Annotated in this window: 15 protein-coding genes, 1 tRNA gene and 1 pseudogene; all 17 read left to right on the forward strand. The window is 44.9% G+C overall.

Translation table 11 applies throughout. The features are described 5' to 3' along the window. Positions 1-215: 215 nt before the first annotated feature. The 17 genes and pseudogenes from AC0YN7_RS00875 to AC0YN7_RS00955 all read left to right on the forward strand — a co-directional run bounded on the left by AC0YN7_RS00875 (position 216) and on the right by AC0YN7_RS00955 (position 21315). Complete coding sequence (locus tag AC0YN7_RS00875; protein WP_475808058.1) at positions 216-1304, forward strand: serine hydrolase domain-containing protein; 1089 nt, start codon at positions 216-218, stop codon at positions 1302-1304. Between the two features lie 373 nt (positions 1305-1677). Beyond that, on the forward strand, positions 1678-2247 hold the full coding sequence (locus AC0YN7_RS00880) for an SF0329 family protein (protein ID WP_475808059.1): 570 nt from the start codon (positions 1678-1680) through the stop codon (positions 2245-2247). Between the two features lie 218 nt (positions 2248-2465). Continuing rightward, positions 2466-2678, forward strand: a complete 213-nt coding sequence (locus AC0YN7_RS00885) for a hypothetical protein (protein ID WP_475808060.1) — start codon at positions 2466-2468, stop codon at positions 2676-2678. Between the two features lie 65 nt (positions 2679-2743). After that, positions 2744-3019 carry a helix-turn-helix transcriptional regulator gene (locus tag AC0YN7_RS00890; RefSeq protein WP_475808061.1) on the forward strand — a complete coding sequence of 92 codons (276 nt, stop codon included), beginning with the start codon at positions 2744-2746 and terminating at the stop codon, positions 3017-3019. A 29-nt stretch (positions 3020-3048) separates the two neighbouring features. After that, a complete protein-coding gene (locus tag AC0YN7_RS00895) occupies positions 3049-5673 on the forward strand; it encodes a glycoside hydrolase family 3 protein (protein WP_475808062.1) in 2625 nt (874 codons plus the stop codon). A 515-nt stretch (positions 5674-6188) separates the two neighbouring features. Further along, complete coding sequence (locus AC0YN7_RS00900; protein ID WP_475808063.1) at positions 6189-7412, forward strand: chloride channel protein; 1224 nt, start codon at positions 6189-6191, stop codon at positions 7410-7412. 69 nt (positions 7413-7481) lie between these two features. Beyond that, positions 7482-8189 carry a DNA alkylation repair protein gene (locus tag AC0YN7_RS00905; RefSeq protein WP_475808064.1) on the forward strand — a complete coding sequence of 236 codons (708 nt, stop codon included), beginning with the start codon at positions 7482-7484 and terminating at the stop codon, positions 8187-8189. Between the two features lie 500 nt (positions 8190-8689). Further along, positions 8690-9805 carry an amidohydrolase family protein gene (locus AC0YN7_RS00910; protein WP_475808065.1) on the forward strand — a complete coding sequence of 372 codons (1116 nt, stop codon included), beginning with the start codon at positions 8690-8692 and terminating at the stop codon, positions 9803-9805. Further along, a complete protein-coding gene (locus AC0YN7_RS00915; RefSeq protein WP_475808066.1) occupies positions 9802-10719 on the forward strand; it encodes an ABC transporter permease in 918 nt (305 codons plus the stop codon). Before AC0YN7_RS00910 ends, AC0YN7_RS00915 begins: the two co-directional genes overlap by 4 nt. Then, positions 10719-11594: a carbohydrate ABC transporter permease gene (locus AC0YN7_RS00920; protein WP_475808067.1), complete on the forward strand. Its 876-nt coding sequence runs from the start codon at positions 10719-10721 to the stop codon at positions 11592-11594. The genes AC0YN7_RS00915 and AC0YN7_RS00920 overlap by 1 nt, the downstream gene beginning before the upstream one ends. Positions 11595-11614: 20 nt before the next feature. Continuing rightward, positions 11615-11995 (forward strand): Rieske (2Fe-2S) protein, encoded by a 381-nt coding sequence (locus AC0YN7_RS00925; RefSeq protein WP_475808068.1) that lies wholly within the window; start codon positions 11615-11617, stop codon positions 11993-11995. A gap of 92 nt (positions 11996-12087) precedes the next feature. Continuing rightward, a complete protein-coding gene (locus AC0YN7_RS00930) occupies positions 12088-13602 on the forward strand; it encodes an extracellular solute-binding protein (protein WP_475808069.1) in 1515 nt (504 codons plus the stop codon). A 114-nt stretch (positions 13603-13716) separates the two neighbouring features. Continuing rightward, complete coding sequence (locus AC0YN7_RS00935) at positions 13717-16023, forward strand: helix-turn-helix domain-containing protein (RefSeq protein ID WP_475808070.1); 2307 nt, start codon at positions 13717-13719, stop codon at positions 16021-16023. Then, positions 16004-16127 (forward strand): annotated as a pseudogene (locus AC0YN7_RS00940) (30S ribosomal protein S18); the annotation flags it as partial. The gene AC0YN7_RS00935 and the pseudogene AC0YN7_RS00940, both read left to right, overlap by 20 nt. Positions 16128-16172: 45 nt before the next feature. Beyond that, complete coding sequence (locus tag AC0YN7_RS00945; RefSeq protein WP_475808474.1) at positions 16173-16241, forward strand: hypothetical protein; 69 nt, start codon at positions 16173-16175, stop codon at positions 16239-16241. A gap of 47 nt (positions 16242-16288) precedes the next feature. Further along, a tRNA-Ala gene (locus AC0YN7_RS00950) sits at positions 16289-16360 on the forward strand. A gap of 680 nt (positions 16361-17040) precedes the next feature. Further along, positions 17041-21315, forward strand: coding sequence for a discoidin domain-containing protein (locus tag AC0YN7_RS00955; RefSeq protein ID WP_475808475.1), 4275 nt, complete (start codon positions 17041-17043; stop codon positions 21313-21315). The last annotated feature ends 4 nt before the right edge of the window (positions 21316-21319 follow it).

The following is a 21319-nucleotide window of genomic DNA, read 5'->3' on the forward strand; positions in this document are numbered from 1 at the left end:
ATTTCATCATAGTGGAGGCGAGGGGAGTTCAAATCCACTCGCCTCAACCATCTGAACACCACTCACATAAGGCATTATCTACTATTAGAGAAAGTACTATGTTAAGTGAATGGTATAAATATAATTCTTGAAAATTTGGATGTCATTATAAACCAGAGACAAAAAAATAACGATTTGATATAATTATATAAAAATACAGTAAAGGAGATTTCTGGATGGTCAGTGTGCATAAATCACCCAGCAGGATTAGAGTGATTTTATATATTTTTTTAATCATATCAATTTTAATCATTGCACTGACCTTGTTCATCAAAAGAGGCGACCAAAACACATTAGATTATACAGATTTTCAGAATAGTGTGGACAAGTATTTAGAGGAAAAAGAGTTTAACGGGGCTGTGCTTATTGCTCAAAGGGGCAACATTATCGTCAATAAAGGATATGGGATGGCTGATTTAGAACAAAACAAGCCCAACAATTCGGATACGGTATTTAGAGTTGGTTCCTTTACTAAGCAATTTACAGCAATGGCGATATTGCTTTTGCAGGAAGAAGGATTGTTAAGTGTACAGGATCCTATAAGTAAATACATAGATGGATATCCAGACGGTGATGAAATGACGATTGCACACTTACTTACCCACACCTCTGGCACGCCCCAAAATCAAGAAGTTGTAACAGCGAGTGGCGATATTGAGGACATTATTGAGCAAAACAAAAAGATGTCGCTTGACTTCAAGCCTGGTGATCAATTCGCATACAGTAATACGGGCTACGGTATTCTGGGATATATTATTGAACAAGTATCACAGATGACTTATGAGGAATATTTGCAAAAGAATATATTTGATAAGGTAGGTATGAGTTCTAGCGGTATAGAGGACAAAGAGTATAAAGTATTCGATAATCGGGCTTGGGGATACACGAAATTCGATCAAAAGAACACCAAAAAAGAGCCGTTTTTCCTGCATTATAAAAGTGCTTCGGGATTATATACGAATACTCATGATTTATTTTTGTGGGATCAGATGTTATATAAAGATGATGTGTTTTCAAAGGAATTAATAGAGAGTATGTTTACTGACTACGGCAAAGGATATGGGTATGGCTGGTTCATTAATAAGGATGATCAACAGAGAACAATTTATGAACACTCGGGTGTTGTTTCTGGGATTGTGTCAAATATCATAAGGTATCCAGAAGAACAAGCTCTCATTATTGTCATACGGAATGTGGTGCCACTGAAATTGCATGATGACAAAATGCAGACTGATTTGGCAAAGATGCTGTTAGAACTTGAGTAATTATGGCGTGATCTTCGGACAGGGGTTCAAATCTCAATTCAAAGTCGTGGACATTTTTAGAAAAAGTGCCCCATCCAAAAAAATGGTAGAGATAACTTTAGAATTTGTTCTAATTGATAGCAAGCAAATGTTGACCTCTCCCCACAGCGGTGGAGGTTTTTTCATGCGAAAATATACTCGAACATAGAGAAGCATGGATTGGGTATTGTTAATTTGACTAATATGAGCTACTACGGTTAAAAGCCTATTCAGAAGAAAATTGAGAAACGCAAGGTTGCTTGTATTTGGTATGATCGATGTGTTGGTTATTGTATTATGGATAATAGAAGCAGTGCCTCAATAGGTATTTATTATATAGAACATAGGAGGATATATGTCCTGGAGCAAATTGAAGCAACAATTGGAGAGTTTTCTCTGTCCTGCGTTATATGGAAGGGTCGAATACCGTGCAACCAGCTACCGTTATTTACCTGATAAATCAGGACTTTGTTATATTGCGGTAGATAAAAAGAACGTACTCAATATGAGTGATATAACTACCTTAATCAGATGGTATCAGACAGAGCTGGAAATTAAGAATGATTCAGATATCCAAATTCCTATCAACAATGAAGAAATTGAAGCGGTCAGAAAAGATACCAAGGGGATAGTTCCGGAGGATCGTCTAAAAGTAATTGCAAGAAGTAGAAAAATATCAGAATATGCAAAGGAGCTTCTGTCAGCACAGTCATCATTAAGTAAATCAAATTTTATCGTTGTAGCTAATAAGTTTTTATCCGTTTCTATAGAGGAAAGCATAGAGAGCAATGATATCTTATTGAATATTCTAGCTTTGGTAGATAGACGAGTTGGAAAAAAGCGGATTTTAAACATGGCCGAGAAGATGAAGTTAAAGCATCCAAGTGTGCAGTATTTTTATGAACTACGGCTTAGTACATTATGAAAATAAATAACTCATTCACCTCCAATCGGGAGGGGATGAGCGGACGCAGCGGGAGATTGCGAAGGAGCTGGTGATTTCACGGAGCTATGTGTCGCGTATAGGCGATATTGACGACATCCGAGGTTGAGGGTTACCATAAGAATGGGAACCTCCTGTACAAGTAGCCTTTGTTTGGGCCGGAGGCTTTTGCCGAACTGCGGAGTATTTTTGAAGAGTAATTGGCCCAGAAGGGCGCCAAGCTATCAGATGAATTGGATACGCCACATTTCCGCGAGGAACGGTTGCTGAAGTTTTTGCTGAGCGACGAGGTGCTGACCTGGTGGAACGATTATCGGTTTCAACATTGGGCTCTGGTCGAGCCATTTTATTACGGATGCTGCCGGTTCGAACGGAACGAACGTAATGGGAGAAACAAACGGAACGACCAGTGAGTCGGATAGCCGTCACCTACACCCTTCGATAGGCAGCGATGTGATTTTCATCCAGCATCACTTCCGTGACCCTCTTACGCTACGACGTAGCCAAGCATGCCGGTCTGTCATTCAATTACTTCAGCGAGTGCTTCCGCAAACAGATCGGTGATTCTTTTCAAATCTATTTGTATGAACAGTGGCTGCAGTTTTCTCATTCGCTGCTATGCGTCACAGCGCATCCCGTTACGGAAATTTGCTTAGAAGGAAGAAAAGTAAGGGGAGGGCAATATGCCATTCAGGCTTGTGATATTGTTCACTTGAAGTTTGACAGATACTTTAGCCAACAGATGAAAGTGTAAAGAACTCAGAAAGCTAAAAGGAGAAAACAATGAGCACAAGAAAAGACTTACAACATTACCCTTATATGAATGCAAGCTTGCCTATTGAAGAAAGAGTTGCGGACCTTATATCGAGAATGTCACTTGAAGAAAAGGTAAGACAGCTTGATATTTATTCTGGAAATGAAATTTCCGATTCAGTAGAAAGCTTAAATGCAGATTTACTTAACTACGAAAAAATGGAAAAGGTATCTGCAGGAATTGGTATCGGATGCATCCAAAACCGTAGTTCCAAAGCAGAGACTGCTAATAAAATTCAAGAGTATATCATCCAAAATACAAGATGGGGAATTCCGGTACTCTTCAGTGAAGAAGGACTTCACGGTTTTGGTTGGAAAGGCTGTACAGTGCTCCCTCAGCAGGTTGCACTCGCATCAACCTTTGAGCCTGAACTTGGATATAAACAAGCGAGAGTTATCGCTTCCGAGGCACGCAGCTTTGGTATTCATGAGGTTTGGGCACCAGTTCTCGATCTAGCTAGGGAAATCCGGTGGGGACGAGTGGAAGAAGGATACGGAGAGGATCCATATCTGGGGGCTCAATTCGCGGAGAATATCGTAAAAGGACTTCAAACCGATGACCTTACAAGACCCGATGCCGTGGTGTCGGAGCCGAAACATTTTACGGGATACGGCGCTCCTAGAGGAGGACACAATTGTGCTCCGGCCATGATGGGGCAGCATGACAATGCCTTCTACTGTCTGCCTGTATTTGAGGCTGCATTCGAAGCGGGTGCAATGAATACAATGTGTTCTTACAACTCCATTGATGGTACTCCTGTGGCTAGCGACCATTCGTTGCTTACTGGTGTACTTCGCGACAAATGGGGCATGAAGGGCTTCGTACGAGCGGACATGACGGCTGTCTCCATGCTACATACGATGCACTTTACTGCTGAAAACGATCGGACAGCTATCAAAATGGGCCTAGAAGCCGGTGTTGACATGCAACTTTACGACTTTCCGCATGATGTATACCAGGACAACATTATTGACCTTGTAAAATCAGGTGAGGTGGACGAGAAGGTTGTCGACACAGCCGCAGGGCGCATTCTTACCGTTAAATTTACAGTAGGAATTTTTGAAAATCCATATACAGATGTCGAGCTTTCTGCGAAAGTGGTTCACAGTGAGGAGCATGTGCAGACGGCTCTCGAAGTGGCTAGAAAGTCGATCACCCTGTTGAAAAACAGTAAAAATACGCTTCCTCTCAAAAGAGACATCGGCAAGATTGCGGTAATCGGACCAAGCGCGGACGTACCTCGTTACGGAGATTACAGTAGCCCTGTTGTGCCTGAGTATGCGGTTACCCTTCTGAAGGGCATCCAAAATATCGTTTCGGACAAGACCGAAGTTATCTATGCCAAAGGCTGCGAGATTTTGGAGTCCGACCTGATGACTATACCGGGCAAATGGCTCAAGGACAATGATGGCAACGACGGACTTGTAGGTGAGTACTACAATTCACTTTCTTTTGAGGGAGATCCTGTTTGTGTAAGAAATGACAAGCAGATTAACTTCAACTGGATTTACACAAAACCTGCTGATGGTGTAAACTACGATAACTTCACCGTTCGTTGGACAGGCAAAATAAAACCGGACGAGACAGTGGAAGGTTATATTGGACTCAGCAGTATGGACAGCATGCGTTTGTGGATCGACGGGACGATGCTTGTTGACGGTTGGGGTGACCTTGATTCCAATCAGATGGTTGCGTTCAAATTTGTCGAAGGTGAAGAGTACGACGTTAAGGTTGAGTATCTCAATGATTCACGAGGAGTAAGAGTAATCCTCGGTTACAGCCTTGGTAACGACTATATGGACGCAGCGGTTAAAGCTGCACAAGAAGCTGATGTTGCAATTGTTGCGGTGGGTGACAACGATCAGACTAGTGGAGAGAACCTGGACAGAGCGGACCTTAATCTTCCGGGCAGACAACTTGAACTCGTCAAAAGAATTTATGAAACAGGAACGCCTGTTGTTCTTGTTCTCCAAAACGGTCGTCCGATGTCGATCACTTGGGAAGCAGAGCATTTACATGCGATTATAGAGGCATGGTTCGTTGGCGAGCAGGGCGGAAATTCCATTGCAGAAGTTATTTTCGGAGATGTCAATCCTGCTGGTCGCCTTCCGATGTCTTTCCCGAGATCCGTTGGTCAACTGCCTGTATACTATAATCGTACACCATTCTATGGGCATAAATATGTTGAAATGGACTGGACCCCGTTGTATCCGTTTGGGTTTGGTCTAAGTTACACAACATTTGCGTACTCGGATCTTGAAATTTCCGCAAAGGAGATTGCACCAGATGGAGCAGTGGATGTATCGTTTAACGTATCCAATACGGGAAATGTCGCGGGTGAGGAAGTTGCTCAGCTTTATATCAGGGATGAATACAGCAGCACGGTCAGACCAGTCAAGGAGCTTGCAGGGTTTAAGCGAATTCACCTTGAAAAAGGTGAAACAAAGCGCATCACTCTGACACTGGGCTACAAACAACTGCGTACACTTACTAGAAGCCATGATTGGGTTGTGGAACCGGGTAAATTTGAGGTGATGGTCGGACCTAGCTCGGCCGACGTTCCGCTAACAGGAGAGTTTTTCGTTCGGAAATAAAATTGTAAGAGTTACTACTGCCGATTTGATCCGAAATTAGGGAGACAGTTCATTTGCCGCGTATGCTTTTCATGCGTTGGCAGGGAACTATCTCCCTTTCATTACCATAAGAGTAGCCAAAACAAGCACGCCGATTCAGGCGTGTTTTTTTGTGTATATGGATTTTATTCGTTTAATAGAATCATGATATACTAAAGCTTATTAAATAAGTGAAGCATAATTACAATACTTAATAAATAGGAGGGCTCAAGCTTGCCGGTTATACACTTGGAGTTACTTGAAAGATGGAGAGGTAGAACCATGTATCAAGGATCAAAAACCACAGCTGAATCGAATGCTGCGACGTGCGGCTGCACGCTATATTCCACACATGTAGAAACTATCACTCTGCTGAGACGTATAACACCAGTATTGATAAGAAATAATTAAACTGTAACGAACCCTGCCTGAGGCAACGTCAGAAATTATTAATGCATCAGGATCTGTGCTTATTAGGAAAGTGGGGCAATAAGAGAATGAAGTTTTTAGGAGCAGGTACTTTTATTCTATATAGCATCGTTACAGGAGGGATTGTTGGGCTTCTCGTATGGAGCTTTCTCGCTATTCTTTCTGTAACGACTCGCTTTTTATGGGTTGATTTGCCGAATGTAATTGATATTGGAGCTTGGCCACTAATCGTGTGTGTAGTTGGCGGTATTTTGATAGGTTTATCTCAAAAGTACCTTGGTAATTACCCGCGTTTAACAGATGAAGTAGTAGCAGAATTTAAGCAAACAAAAAGAATCGATTACAGTTCAATATTTAAGGGCACCATAACTGCAATTTGTGTACTTTCTTTTGGAGCCAGTCTTGGTCCCGAGGCGGCTTTAGTCGGAATTGTAGGAGGCCTTTCTACGTGGGCAGGAGATGTTTTGAAATCATTAGTTAAGAAAAGATCTGTATTAAATGAACATGGAGATATCATCATCGAATATAGTATTGAGGCAACAATAGGTATGGTTTTTAGGGCGCCGCTATTTGGAGTTAGTACATTGTTAGAAGATACAAAAGAATCAAGGCATATTAAGCTATTAAAGACTGTTGTATATTCATTAACTACTGCCGCAGGTTTTTCTGTATTTATCCTTTTATCCAAAATAGATAACAGACAATTTTCCATAGCGGATTTTGGTGCACCAGCATTAGGCGGATATGAAATATTAGCTATAATTCCGCTGATTCTTTTAGGAGTATTGCTTGCAAAATTATATGAATTATTTAGTCATAGTGCCCATAAAGTACTCAAACCACTTGAAAATTATAAAGTCATTAGAGCTGTTATTGGCGGGTTAGTACTAGGATTAGTCGGTACGATTCTCCCTATTACTTTATTTTCGGGGGAGCATGAGTTAACCGAAATAGCTGCTAATTGGACCGGTATGTCAGCATATTTATTATTGGCAATAGGTATTGTAAAGCTATTTTTAACTGAATTTTGTTTAGCCTCTGGTTGGCGTGGAGGACATATATTTCCTATTATTTTCGCAGGGGTAAGCATAGGCTATGGAATTGCGTCGTTATTCTCGATAGATCCGGTAACATCCATTGCCGTAGTTACCACATCACTCGCCAGTGCTGCACTCCGGAAGCCGTTGGCAGTTTTTTTGCTTTTAATCATGATCTTCCAAGTAAAGCTGGTTATACCTATGTTAATTGCGGCATATTTACCAGTGTATTTATTAAAGCTGAAACGGGTATAACTTAGGGCTGCCCTTTGGTAGCTTGCAACCTTAAGGGCAAAACCTCCAATAAGAAGGAAGTGTTAAACATTGAATTTAGAAATGGTTATGCAGGAGCTTGAAGCTCTAGGTAAGGAACGAACCAAGAAAATTTACCAATCCAATGGTGCGAATGAACCGCTTTTTGGCGTGGCTACAGGCCAAATGAAGCCCATTGTCAAAAAAATAAAAATAAATCAATCGTTGGCTGATCAGCTTTACGTGACAGGGAACTACGACGCGATGTATTTTGCCGGAATTATTGCAGATCCAAAAGCGATGACTGAAGCAGATTTTGAGCGTTGGATCGATGGGGCTTATTTCTATATGCTGTCCGATTTTGTGGTTGCAGTAACCTTGGCAGAAGCGGATATTGCACAAGAAGTGGCTGATAAATGGATCGCAAGCGGAGAAGAACTGAGAATGTCTGCGGGCTGGAGTTGTTACTGCTGGCTTTTGGGGAATCGACCGGATGATGAATTTTCAGAAAGCAAAATTGCCAAGATGCTAGAAATTGTGAAAAATACGATTCATGATTCTCCCGAACGAACGAAATACTCGATGAATAATTTTATTTACACAGTGGGGGTATCCTATTTGCCGCTTCATGATAAAGCGTTCGAGACCGCAATGGAAGTAGGCCCGGTAGAAGTCAAACAGGACAGGAAAAAAAGTAGTTTCCTACTCGCTTCTGAACGTATTCAAAAGGCAGTAGATAAAGGGGGTCTTGGTTTTAAACGCAAGCATGTAAGATGTTAGAAGTAATGCTTAACTACGCCATAGATAATTTATAGCGCCATTATATCTTTTGAGTGTCTCGGAGACTTTCTCCGAGGCTTTTTTATTGAAGGGAGTGAGAGGTGAAACTCAAGTACAACCCTGTCCAGTCCTTCCCCTTGGCTGAGCAGTGTTTTAAGTTCTGAAACGTTAGGCAGCCCAATTTCTTCTGAGATTTTCATAAGTTGTTTTCAATTTGCAAACAGCTGCATGAAAAAACAAATTAAAGATAAGAAACAAAGGAGCTCCACGCCACAATTGGCGAGGGGCTCCTTTGTTTGTGCGCCAAGAATGGGTGAAATCCCAAGGTAATCCATGTCATGAATTGATTTGTTTAGTGTTGAATTTGATCAGCAAACCGCGAAAAACTCAGTCCTATTAAGGCGTGACATTAGTCACAAATTGATTATTGATGGGAAGCCCTCGAGCTTATAGTATGAAGTCCAAAGCAAAGATCATCAGACTAAGGTGAGGTGCAGACCATGAGTGCTGAAGCAACGAACCACATTGATGAACCATATCTAATTGATACGGATGTCCATAATGGAATGAGAAGGTCAGAGGATTTACTTCCTTATCTCGCAAAGCCCTGGCATAGCCAATGGCTGGCAACTGGAACTGGAGTGGGAAGCCCCTATTATTCGTCTGTAGGGGTAATACGTAAGGATGCTGAACCAGATAGCGGAGGTGCCTCTGGAAGTGATCCGACTTATATGATTAAGGATCATCTGGATCGGTACGGCATTGATTATGCTATCTTGACTGGTGCGAGTGTATTGGAAATGTCAATCAATCCCGATTGTGACTACGGGAATGCTATTGTCGCTGCTTATAATGATTATTTGGTGGATGTGTGGCTTAGTGCAAGTCCACGGTTCAAGGGCTCAATGGTCATTAATCATGCAGACCCGATAGCAGCAGCTAAGGAAATTGATCGCATGGGTAAGCATCCGGATATCATCCAAGTCATTATGTGCAGCGGAGCTCGCACACCATTCGGACAGCGCTTTTATCATCCCATCTATGAAGCAGCAGAGCGGAATGGTTTACCTATGGCTATTCACCCCGGTACGGAGGGGAGAGGAATTGCAGGGGCGCCAACTCCTTCTGGTTATCCTTCTCGCTATATGGAGTGGCACAATATTTTGCCTACCAACTATATGACTCACATCAATAGCTTAGTTTGTGAAGGGGTGTTCGAGAAATTCCCGAGCTTGAAATTTGTAGGTATCGAAGGCGGTATTGCCTGGCTTCCTCATCTCATGTGGAGGATGGATAAGAATTATAAAGCTTTACGAGATACTACACCATGGTTAAAAAAATTTCCCTCGGAATATATTCGAGAGCACATTTATTTGACAACACAGCCGATTGAGGAGCCGGAAAACCCGGAGCATCTCGTGCAAATCATTCAAATGAGCGGGTTTGAGGATAGAGTAATGTTCTCCAGCGATTATCCACACTGGGATTTCGATCATCCTAAGCTGGCGCTTACTGCTTTCCCAAGAGAGATTCGGAGCAAGATACAGGCGAATACTGCGTCCAATCTATATGGATTACATGTTAGGCCGAACCTGCAAACAGGGGGTAAGCCGTGATCAATAAAGGGATAAGAGTGTTGAAGGATATAAAGAGAGACCGTTGGATTTATATTCTCTTGGTGCCGGGTCTCATTTACTTCCTGCTGTTCAAATATCTTCCGATGGGCGGCGTCGTCATTGCTTTTCAGGACTATCATCCTTTCAAGGGATTCCTAGGAAGCGATTGGGTTGGAATGAAGCATTTTACTCGTCTGTTTGGAGATCCAGATTTCTTCAAGCTGCTGGGGAACACCTTAATGCTGAGCTTTTACAATTTGGCATTTGGGTTTCCCGCACCGATTATTCTGGCCTTAATGTTGAATGAACTTAGACATATGAGGTTTAAACGTACGATCCAAACGCTAATTTATATTCCTCATTTCATGTCATGGGTCGTTGTCGTTTCGATGTTCTTCGTCATTTTCGAATCACAGAATGGCTTGTTCCAATCTTTGTTAAAGACAGCGGGCTTTGATCAATTCTCTATTATGATGGATAGAGATTTATTCCGTCCTATGTACATCTTGCAGGTGATCTGGAGAGAAAGCGGCTGGGGTACAGTTATTTACTTGGCTGCGCTGGCAAGCATTAGTCCTGAATTATATGAAGCCGCACGAACGGATGGTGCTAATCGTTTGCATCAAATATGGCATATTACACTGCCAGGCATACGGAGTACGATTATCATCTTGTTACTATTAAGGCTGAGTGATGTTCTGGATCTGAGCTTCGAGCATGTCTATCTGCTGCTCAACTCGCTAAACCGTGAAGTCGGCGAAGTGTTCGATACTTACGTGTATCGCGTTGGATTGATCAATGGTCAACTCAGCTACGCGACTGCTGTAGGTCTATTCAAAGGCTTGGTTGGATTGGTTTTGGTTATGGTTGCTAACAGGGCAGCTAAACAAGCCGGGGAGGAGGGCATTTACTGATGAATGATAAAACCGTAGCCAGTCGAATGTTTGACGGAATTAATTCCACGCTGCTTGTTCTTTTCTCTATCGTGACCCTTGTACCATTTATCCATATTATAGCTAGCTCATTTGCATCTGCTTCCGCCTACAACGAGTCTAATTTCATGCTTTTCCCTACAGAGTTTTCCCTGAAGGCGTACGAATATATTTTCACAACGAATGCTTTGCCGAAAAGTCTATTAATTACCATCTTCATCACTGCTGCTGGAACAGTGCTCAGCTTGATTATAACTTCACTTACGGCGTATTCCTTGTCCAGAAGGAAATTACATTTCCGTAGGCTGATTATGTTCTTGATTGTTTTTACGATCATTTTTCATGGTGGGCTCATCCCTGATTATTTGGTTGTTAAGGAGTTGGGGTTGTTGAACTCTTACTGGTCACTCCTTATTCCGAGAGCGATGATCCCTTTCTATCTCATCATTCTAATCAGCTTCTTCAGAGGATTGCCGGAAGAGATTGAAGAATCGGCTAGAATGGACGGCTGCGGCGATTTGCGAATGCTGTTCCGTATCATCATCCCCTTATCCATGCCGGCGCTTGCCACATTAACATTGTTCTACGCTGTATACCAATGGAACACTTATGTGCATGCCATTCTCTACATTACCGATTCAACAAAATGGCCGATCCAGGTGCTGCTGCGACAAATCGTATTGATTTCGCAAGCTGGCTTTGTTGAGCAAGGAGTGGTAGCAGGAGAGCAATCTATTCCGGCGGATACAATCAAGATGGCGGTAATCACGGTAGCGACCTTACCGATATTGTTAGTCTATCCGTTCTTGCAAAAGCATTTCACTAAAGGGGTCCTCCTGGGCTCTGTTAAGGGATGATCGATTGGGAGGAATAGAGAGTGGAGAAGCATTGGGTAGCAAGAAGAGATGAGATTCATGAAGGGAAATGCAAGCTTGTCACTGTAAAAGGCATTGAATTTGGGCTATTCGAGGTCAAAGGACAATTAGTCGCTTGGAGAAATGTATGCCCGCATTTCGGTGCTCCGGTATGCAAGGGATCGATTACGAGTACACGGTTGCCTTCACAGGTTTATGAATATAAATTAGGCCGTGAAAATGAAATATTACGATGTCCTTGGCATGGATGGGAATTCGATCTTACGAATGGGGAGCATCTGGTGGATCCCGAGGTGAAGCTTAAGCGCGGCAATCTGGAACATGAACACCTGGAAAAGGGCGAGTTGGAATTGAACAACAAGGACATCTATCTCCTGCTCTAAAGGTACACAATCAGCGGTTAAATGATGGGGCGTCAGTTGCGCCAGCATCTTTTAATAAATAAAATAGAACATAGAATGAGGGAGGTATTGATTTGAAAAAAGTTGTAGGTAACAAAACGTGGGGTCTGATGCTGTGTACGATACTGGTGCTTACAGGTGTATTGTCGGGATGCGGCAATGCGGAAAATGAGGATGCTGGAAATAGCTCAAAGAGTCCTTCAACTGCTACGAGTCCTTCAACAACTGCGGATGCTTCGACGGATGTTGCTGCGGAAGAAATTGTGAACGTTTCCATGATGAACATTTATCACACTGACACGGCTCCAGCGGATGATGGTGCGGTGATCAAGTCAATTGAAGAGATATCTAAAGCAGATTTGAAAATGACATATGTTCCTTCGAACGTATATGCGGAGAAAATCAATGTTACGATGGCTTCCGGGGAAATGCCACAGGTTATTATGGTAGATAATCCATTTACAACCTCGATTATTAATGGTATTAATTCTGGAATGTTCTGGGATATCAGTCCCTACCTAGATGAATTTCCTAACCTTGCAAACTATAACGAACAAATGTTGAACAATTTGCAAATTGATGGGAAAATGTATGTTATTCCTCGTCCTCGTCCGCTTGTCAGAAATGGATTGGTCATCCGTAAGGAATGGCTGGAGAAGGTAGACTTGGAATTACCAACGACAGTTGATGAATTCTATAATTTGGTGAAGGCCTTCAAGGAGAAAGATCCAGACGGTAATGGAAAAGATGATACTTACGGTATGATGTTATACGAAGGTGTTATTCCTGCTGATATCTATTCTTGGTTCGGGGCGCCGAACAATTGGAAAGTCGAGGAAGGTAAATTCATTAAAGATATAGAGACAGCAGAATACAAAGAAGGTCTGAAATTTGTTAGAAAATTGTATTCGGAAGAGCTGGTCAATGCGAATTTTCCAGTTGTTGTTCGTAATGAAGCAAGGAAGGATTTGTATAACAATAAGGTCGGTGTCAGCCTTGAACCGCTAGATGCGGTCGTTACTTTCTACTATTTCCAAATGGAAGAAACCAAAAACCATTTTGATCTGGTAGCTGGACATCCGATCGCAGGTAAAGCGTTCGCTACTGCAGGGCATTACGGCGGAGCGATGATTCCAAAGACTAGTGTGAAAACGGAAGACGAGCTTAAAAAGGTTTTGCGCTATTTCAATACCCAGAATAGTGCGGAAGCGACGGAAAAATTTACGAAGCTAGTGACTGAGAATGAAGAAAAGCCGGGTGACGAGAAATTCAATATTGACGATTTGAAAAACCTTATTGTCAACAATGCAGCTATGTATCCACCTGGGAAATCCGAATTGAATGTTATGCTGAAATCAAGAATGGAAGAGCATTCAGCTGTCAGTATCTCTGATCCGTCGATTGGGCTGATCTCTCCAACGCAAATAGAAAAAGGTGAACAATTAAAAACGATTCTTCAAGACGCGTCAATCCAGTTTATTCTTGGTAAAATCGATGAAGCGGGTCTAGATGCCGCGATTGAGCAATGGAAGAAAATTGGAGGCAGTCAGGTAGCGAAGGAATTGGCAGAGTTATATTCTCAGAAATAATAACGAATAGAGGGGATTGCGTCCACAAGAGCAATCCCCTTGTATTTCTTTGATTATGGGTTGATAATTAAAATTAACGTGAATTTTGTATCGAGATCATTTCAGGAGGCTTACATGAAACGATTCAAAACACCTAGTTTCTTTAAAAGCCTTGTTCTTATTAGTTGTATACTGGGAATCCTGCCTCTGCTCCTGCTAGGTTATTTGTCGTACACGAAATCTGCGACGATTGTTCAGGAGGAGGTTACAGCGGGAAACCGACTTATTCTGCAACAGAACAAGGAACAGGTGGAGTCCCATCTGAGAACAATCGATACGCTCACGACCCAGACGATCGGAGGACCAGTGACGACAAACGCAGTTTCCATGTCTACTGCGCTTGATCTTCCCTACCAATATGAGTATTTAACGACGTTTAAGAGCTTGATTTATAAGCTGGTACAAATCCAAGTATTCGAGCTGGGCATTAATGATGTTCATCTGATCAGCTTTCGTAAGAACTGGCTAGTGGAGAGTGGGTCGGTGTACCCCATGGAAGCTCGAAAATCGAATAATGTGCAGGATGAATATCTTCGACAATTGAAGCAGCAGCTTACAGCCTACCGAGACGATCAGAAGCGTTCCTATTGGAAGTTAATTAAAGATGAGAAGTTAGGCTTTGTATTAAAGCTGATTAAGCATATTCCTCTGAATTCCTCCGACCCCTATGGTTTGATCACGGTTAACGTTCCCATGAACGAGATAAGTAAACGTTTAACCGGGGGAGGGCAGCTGGGAACCGTTATGATTGTAGATTCCGATGGGGTCATCCTCTCTCATATGAATTCTGATGAAATTGGGACGAATGTAAGGAATAGCACTTATTATATGGAGCTTTTAAAGAAGACTGAGCCTGCGGGATTTTTTAGCTATGAGATTAAGGGTAAGAAGTATGCAGTCATCTATAATCGGTCCTTATACAATCAATGGACTTACATTTCTCTAACCCCACTGGAAAGCCTCACTGAAAAGTCGAAAATCATAAGAGGCTATACAATAATCGCGATTGGCATTCTTATTGTACTTGTTGTTATCACCTCAATTATTGTTTCCCTTCGAATGTATTCACCGATACGTCGAATTTATAGGTTCATCAAACCTGATGCCATACTGTTAAAGGGAAATGAGCTACAGTATATTGGTGATCAGGTTCAGCATATGGTACAGTCGCAAACGAGAATGGTCGATGAGATCGAGAGCTTAAACAGGCAAGCACGCGTGTTCTATGTCATCAGGTTGCTTCTAGGAGATATTAAGGCGGATGAGCTGGAGGACAATCTTGAAAAGTATGGTTATCCGGTCGATTGGGATCAGTGGTGCATGATTGCCCTGCAAATTGATACATTAGAAGATACGCAATATTCGGAAAAGGATACTGACTTGCTGTTGTTTGCCATTCATAACATGGTTGAGGAAATCATTCCTACGGGCATGAGGCTTAGTCCGATCATTCAAAATCAGTGTCTGCTATTGTTTGTTGGCTCCCCCGTAGACGTCGCCATACCACTTAAGGTATCGGTGTTCAATAATGCAGAAAGTATTCAGAGAAATATAAAGCATTACCTGAAATTAAAGGTCAGTGTTGGCATAAGTCGTGGCTATAGTCATTTCGTCCATGCACCTGTTGCGCATCAGGAAAGCTTAGATGCATTAGCCTATCGAATTCGATTGGGACAGGAGTCCATCCTTTTTATTGATGAGGTTCAACCGGAGAAGCAGGTTCACTTTCGCTATCCTAAGGATATGGAGTTCCGCATTTTAGAGGCTGTCAGACAATTGGATATCGTACAAGCGAAAGAGGGCCTCGAGCAAATGGTTTCTCGTTATTTTGAGAACACTGTGAACCACTACGACTATCAAATATTCTTAGGTAGATTATTCAATAATTTGACGGGGATGGTGCAGGACGCGGGAGCATCTGTACAAGATATTTTTCAGAAGGATGTCTTTACATCGGATATCTTGCTAAGAATGCAATCTCCTGACAAAATTCAATCGTGGTTTGAACAAGAGGTTTTGATGCCCTTGATCAAATGGATGGAGGATAAGCAAAGAAAGCAAGAGGTTAATATCTCTAAAGAAATAATTGAAGCCATTCATGAAAGCTATGATAAGGATCTCAATATTGAGCTTTTTGCTGCCCGTCTGAATTATCATCCTAGCTATATTAGCAGGGTTTTCAAGAAGGATACGGGGATCAACTTCACAGAATATTTATCGCAATATCGAATCGAAGTGTCCAAGAAGTGGTTGAAGGAAACAGATATGAAGATTTCCGATATTGCAGAGACGCTGCGTTATAGCACAGCCTCGAATTTTAATCGTAACTTCAAGAAAATTGTACAAGTAACTCCGAGTCAGTATCGAGAGCAATTTAAATAGAGAGCCTCGTAAATTCCGCCATGACGGCCGTAACAAACGTCAAGGTAAATAAAATTACCCACGTGGATTACAAAGAGTTGGACTTGCTTCGTAAGTTAATCAGCTGCGGGAATTGGAGCAGCTAAGCCCCCAGGGAGCGAGGCAAAATCTTGCCACGTCGCGTGACGGGTACGAAGACTGAGAATTTGATATTGAAACTAACCACCGTGGGAGTCTAAGTATGGGTGGTTACACTACCATAGGAAATTGCAAATGATTTATCGTGGGGGCTTAGCTCAGCTGGGAGAGCGCATCGCTGGCAGCGATGAGGTCAGGGGTTCGATCCCCCTTGGCTCCATACAAAAGGAACGTCATCACATTACGTGATGGCGTTTTTTTGTATGGATTGCCTAGGGGGAGATGAACCCCAAAATAGGGGTTCGCCCGCGCGCAGGGAGTGAATGTGACGCTTCGAAGGAAAACCTCAAACGGACGAGCACGGCGTCTGAATCTACCGCTAAAGGTCCTCGTCGAGTAAACTTCAGCCATTCGATCAAGATTCTGCCATCCCATGACGGGTAGACGTAGGGCGTATCCCCTAGGCTCCATACGAAGGGAACGCCATCACAAATCGTGATGGCCAGGCTGTCGAGACTTTCTCGACAGCCTATTTTACTCCTAAATAGTTCTTCGTCTAGTCTTCGATATTCTATAACATGAAGAAAAGCCACTTCTACTGAAATGGCTTTTTTCTTTTTCACTACTCTTCGAAAGGATCACGATTTTGTTCTATTAATTGGCAACAGATATGACCGAAATGCTAGCATGCTTAGCCTTGATTCACCGTAGAAGGCCGAATGTCAACATTTGTATATGGATTGTAAACACAAGTATATCGATGAAACGAATGCCCCTACTTATAATAAAATTGCTGCAGCAGTTGAGCATGGAGGGTCATGCGGTAAGCTGGAGTAAAATTCGAGCTAATAAACAACGGGGGGGATCTTAGTGCGTTTACGGTATAGGAATATTTTTTTAGTGTTTTTTGTTATCGCTTTCATCTTAGTTGCCGTTTCATCGGAGAAGTCCGAAGCCGCAACAGGGAACTTGGCTTTAGGAAAGACGGCTTATTCGTCGTCGAACGAAGTAGACTTTTTCGGGCCTGAGAAAGCGGTCGACGGCGGCAACAAGAATTCAAGCCGCTGGTCATCTGAAAGAACGGATAACCAGTGGTTCTACGTTGATCTGGGCGGGCCTGTAGAAATCGGAAGAGTCATCATCAACTGGCAGACGCCGGCGGAACAATACCAAGTTCTCGTGTCTGACGACGCGGTAACCTGGAAGAACGTATTCGCGGACAACCGCGTGCTCGTCGCCCGCGGACCAGTCGAAGATACGATCGATTTCGAGCCGACAGTGGCGCGATACGTCAAGTTCCAAGGAGTAACGCGACGTCCAATTGAGGGTGTCTATTACGGATACTCCTTCTGGGAGTTCGAGGTATACAAAGGCAGACCGCAGCTGCCGCCTATGATGGATGCGGTCAAAAACAGCATCGTCGTCTCCGAAGGGGACACTCAGCTGAACCTGCCCGCTGTACCGGATGGTTTTACGCTGACGCTGGTGAACACGGACAGCTTGCCGGTGATCGACGCGCAGGGCAATATTCATGCGCCGCTTGTGGATACTCAGGTTCAGCTGCTGCTGCAAATCCAGAGCGACAGCGATCCGACATATCTCTTAGCGGATAATGCGCTAGTCACCGTACCCGGTCTCTACGAGCAGACGAGCGATCGGAACCCGGAGCCGCGAGTCATTCCTTCTTTGCGTGAGTGGCTGGGCGCAACCGGTGAGTTCCGCTTGACGGACAAATCCAATATCGTCATTCGCGCGGAGGATGAAGCGGCTCTGCGGGGGACGGCCAATATTTTGCGGAAGGACTTGCTTGATTTAACGAAGCTTCCGCTGACGGTAACGTTTGGTTCACCTCAAGAGGGGGACATCTATTTGGTGCTGGATGCCGCGCAAGCGGGATTGGGGACAGAGGGCTATGAGCTGAATATCGGCGAATATGCTTCCGTCGCTGGCTCCGATCAGACGGGCGTCATGTTCGGCACAAGAACGATCCTTCAACTGCTCGGCCACGCTGCCGATCATAAGGCGATGCCCAGGGGGCAAACGCGCGATTATCCGAAATACGCGGATCGAGGCTTCATGCTCGATGTGGGCCGCAAGTTTTATACGATCGAGTTTTTGCGGGACTATGTCAAGCTGATGTCCTACTATAAGATGAATCGGTTCCAGATTCACCTGAACGATGATGTCGGCGATGTCGGTTACTTCCGTCTGGAGAGCGAGACATTCCCGGGAGTGACGAGCAAGGACGGCTTCTATACGAAGCAGCAATTCAGAGACCTGCAGCTGCTTGGGATGGAATACGGCGTAAACGTTGTGCCGGAAATCGATACGCCGGGCCATTCCGGCGCGTTCATCGCTTACGACCCTAGGATGGGCAGCAACAATCAGCTGGATATCAAACGTCCGGAGACGCTCGACTTCATTAAAGAACTCTTTGACGAGTATCTCGACGGCAGTAATCCGACCTTCGTCGGCCCGGACGTGCATGTCGGCACAGATGAATATTTCGGCGACGACAAGGAGGCGTTCCGCAGATACGCGGATATGCTCCTTAACCACATTAACAGCAAAGGCAAGCGTGCCCGTCTGTGGGGCAGTCTGTCCGCATACGACGGCACGACGCCAGTCAGCAACAATGCGACGATGGACATCTGGTATGAGCCGTACGGAAGCGTCCTGCAGGCCATTGAGCTTGGCTACGACGTTGTCAATACCAACACGAACTTGCTCTATATCGTTCCGCAGCTGTACCGCAGCTATTTGAATTACGATTTTATTTACAAGGAGTGGGAGCCTAACGATTGGCTGGAGACGAAGCTTCCTTATGGACACCCGCAGGTAAAAGGCGGCATGTTCGCGCTCTGGAACGACGTGTCCGTAGAGAAGGGCGTCTCCATGGCGGACTCGCATCAGCGTATCTTGCCTTCCATGCAAGTGTTGGCGGAGAAGCTGTGGAGAGGCAATCGCGTCGACCGGAACTTTGCAAGCTTCCAGGCGGATGCCGCAAAGTATGTGGACCCGCCGGGTGTTCATCAGTCGCACAAGCTTCAAGTCGACAATGAGCGCAATATTGTGCTCGATTATACTTTCGACGAAGGCTTGACGGATCGTTCGGGCAACGGCTTTGACGGGAACGCGGTGAATGCAGGCACGGAGAAGGGAATCTTCGGGCAAGCAGTGAGGCTCGAAGGCGGAGCCAGTTATGTGGAAACGCCGCTTCGCACGCTCGGTTTCGGCTGGACGATGTCCATGTGGATCAAACCGGACGCTGACAACCCGCAAGGAGCTGTGCTGCTGGAATCTCCGGACGGACAGCTGAAATACAACATTGGGGGCAGCGGCAAACTGGCCATCACGAAAGAAAATTACGTCAGCGAATTCAATTATAAGCTGCCGACCGATCGCTGGACCCATGTCATTATGATCGGCGACGACACGGGGACCTCCATCTTCATTAACGGCAGTGAGTATACGGCTACTCTCAAAGACGGCTCCAAGCTGGAAACGTTCGTATTGCCAGTAGCCAAAATCGGCAGTGAAACGAATGCTTTTAAAGGCCTGATTGACGAACTCATCGTAAGGAACACCTACGTGGACCTGCATGGAAATCTGGCTTTGCATAAGCAAGCCGAATCCTCGCAGCCGGAATCCTCGTCCTACACGGCGGACAAAGCGGTGGACGGCAGAGGGGACACCAGATGGTCCAGCGATTGGGTGGACGATACCTGGTTCATGGTGGATCTGGGTGAAGTGAAGAACATTGATGCTGTATCTATTTTGTGGCAAACGGCTTACGGTTCGAAGTACCGCTTTCTCGTGTCCGAGGACAAGGAGAACTGGACGAACGTTGTGAAAGACAACAACGGCGAGATTAACGGCAAGCCGGGACGCGTCGTAACTACCTTCCAAAGCACGCCAGCCAGATACGTGAAGTTCGAAGGCGTGTCCAGAGCTACCATGTTCGGCTATTCCTTTGAGGAATTTGAAGTGTACGGCGAGGAATATAAGCTCGGCAATCTACGGCCGATTATCGACCTGTTGACGGCTATCGAGGCAGACAAGCTCGTGGAGGACAATTACTCTCCTGAGGGCTGGGCACAGCTTCAACAGGCGATGGTACAAGCGACTGCGGCGATTCAAACCGCCCAGCTGACTCGTCCTGAGGCCGAGCAGGCGTATGCCGGGCTGAGCGTTGCGCGCGATCGTCTAACGATCGAAGACGTAATGGGTCTGATCGAGCTTAACGTGAATGAAAGCATTGCCGCGAATCTCTATCTTCCGCAGAAAGGACAGCTCGGCACGCGTATCGTCTGGAGCAGCTCGAAGCCCGACTATCTGAATGCCAACGGACAGTTGTTGCAACGTCCGTCAAGCAGCGAGATGGAGGTCTTGCTGACCGCGACGATCAGCAAGGGAGCTGCATCCGCGGAGAAAACGTTCAAGATCAAAATCAAAGCGTTGCCTAGCTCCGGTGGCGGAGGATGGGTTCCGACTCCAATAACTCCAGATCCGGAAGAAGGCCAAAACGGCGGTTCGAATCCGGGAGGTGGAGATCCAGGCAATGGCAATGAGAACGGCAACGGCAATGGCGGGGAGTCTGGCGGATCGACAACGGTTCGACTGAACGATATTGCGAGCCATTGGGCAGAAGCGTCCATCAAACAGGCCGTAGAGCTTGGATTTGTAGCGGGCTATACCGACGAGATGTTCAAGCCGAATAAGACGGTCAGCAGAGACGAATTCGTCGTCATGCTGGTCAAAGCGTTGAAGCTGCAAGGTGCGAACCGTTCGCTGGACTTCGCGGACGCAGGCTCGATTCAAGCCTGGGCGAATCCTTATATTGCGCAAGCCTTGGAATCCGGCCTGATCAGCGGCTATGCGGATGGGACATTCCGACCGAAGGCTTCGATTAGCCGAGCAGAGCTGGCAGCGATGATCGTTCGCGGCTTGGGCTTGAAGACTGCGGAAGGGCATGAGCTCTCTTATGCGGATGCGGATCAAATCCCGGCTTGGGCGAAGCCGTACGTGGCAGCAGCCCAGGAAGCGGGAGTAATGAACGGTCGCGGGGACAACCGGTTTGCCCCGGCCGCCTCGGCGACGCGTGCTGAAGCTGTGGTCGTCATTCTGAACATGCTCGATGCGCTTGCAGAATTGCAAGCGCAGGAGCAGAACTAATTAT

It is taken from the genome of Paenibacillus sp. J31R122, from assembly GCF_056269185.1.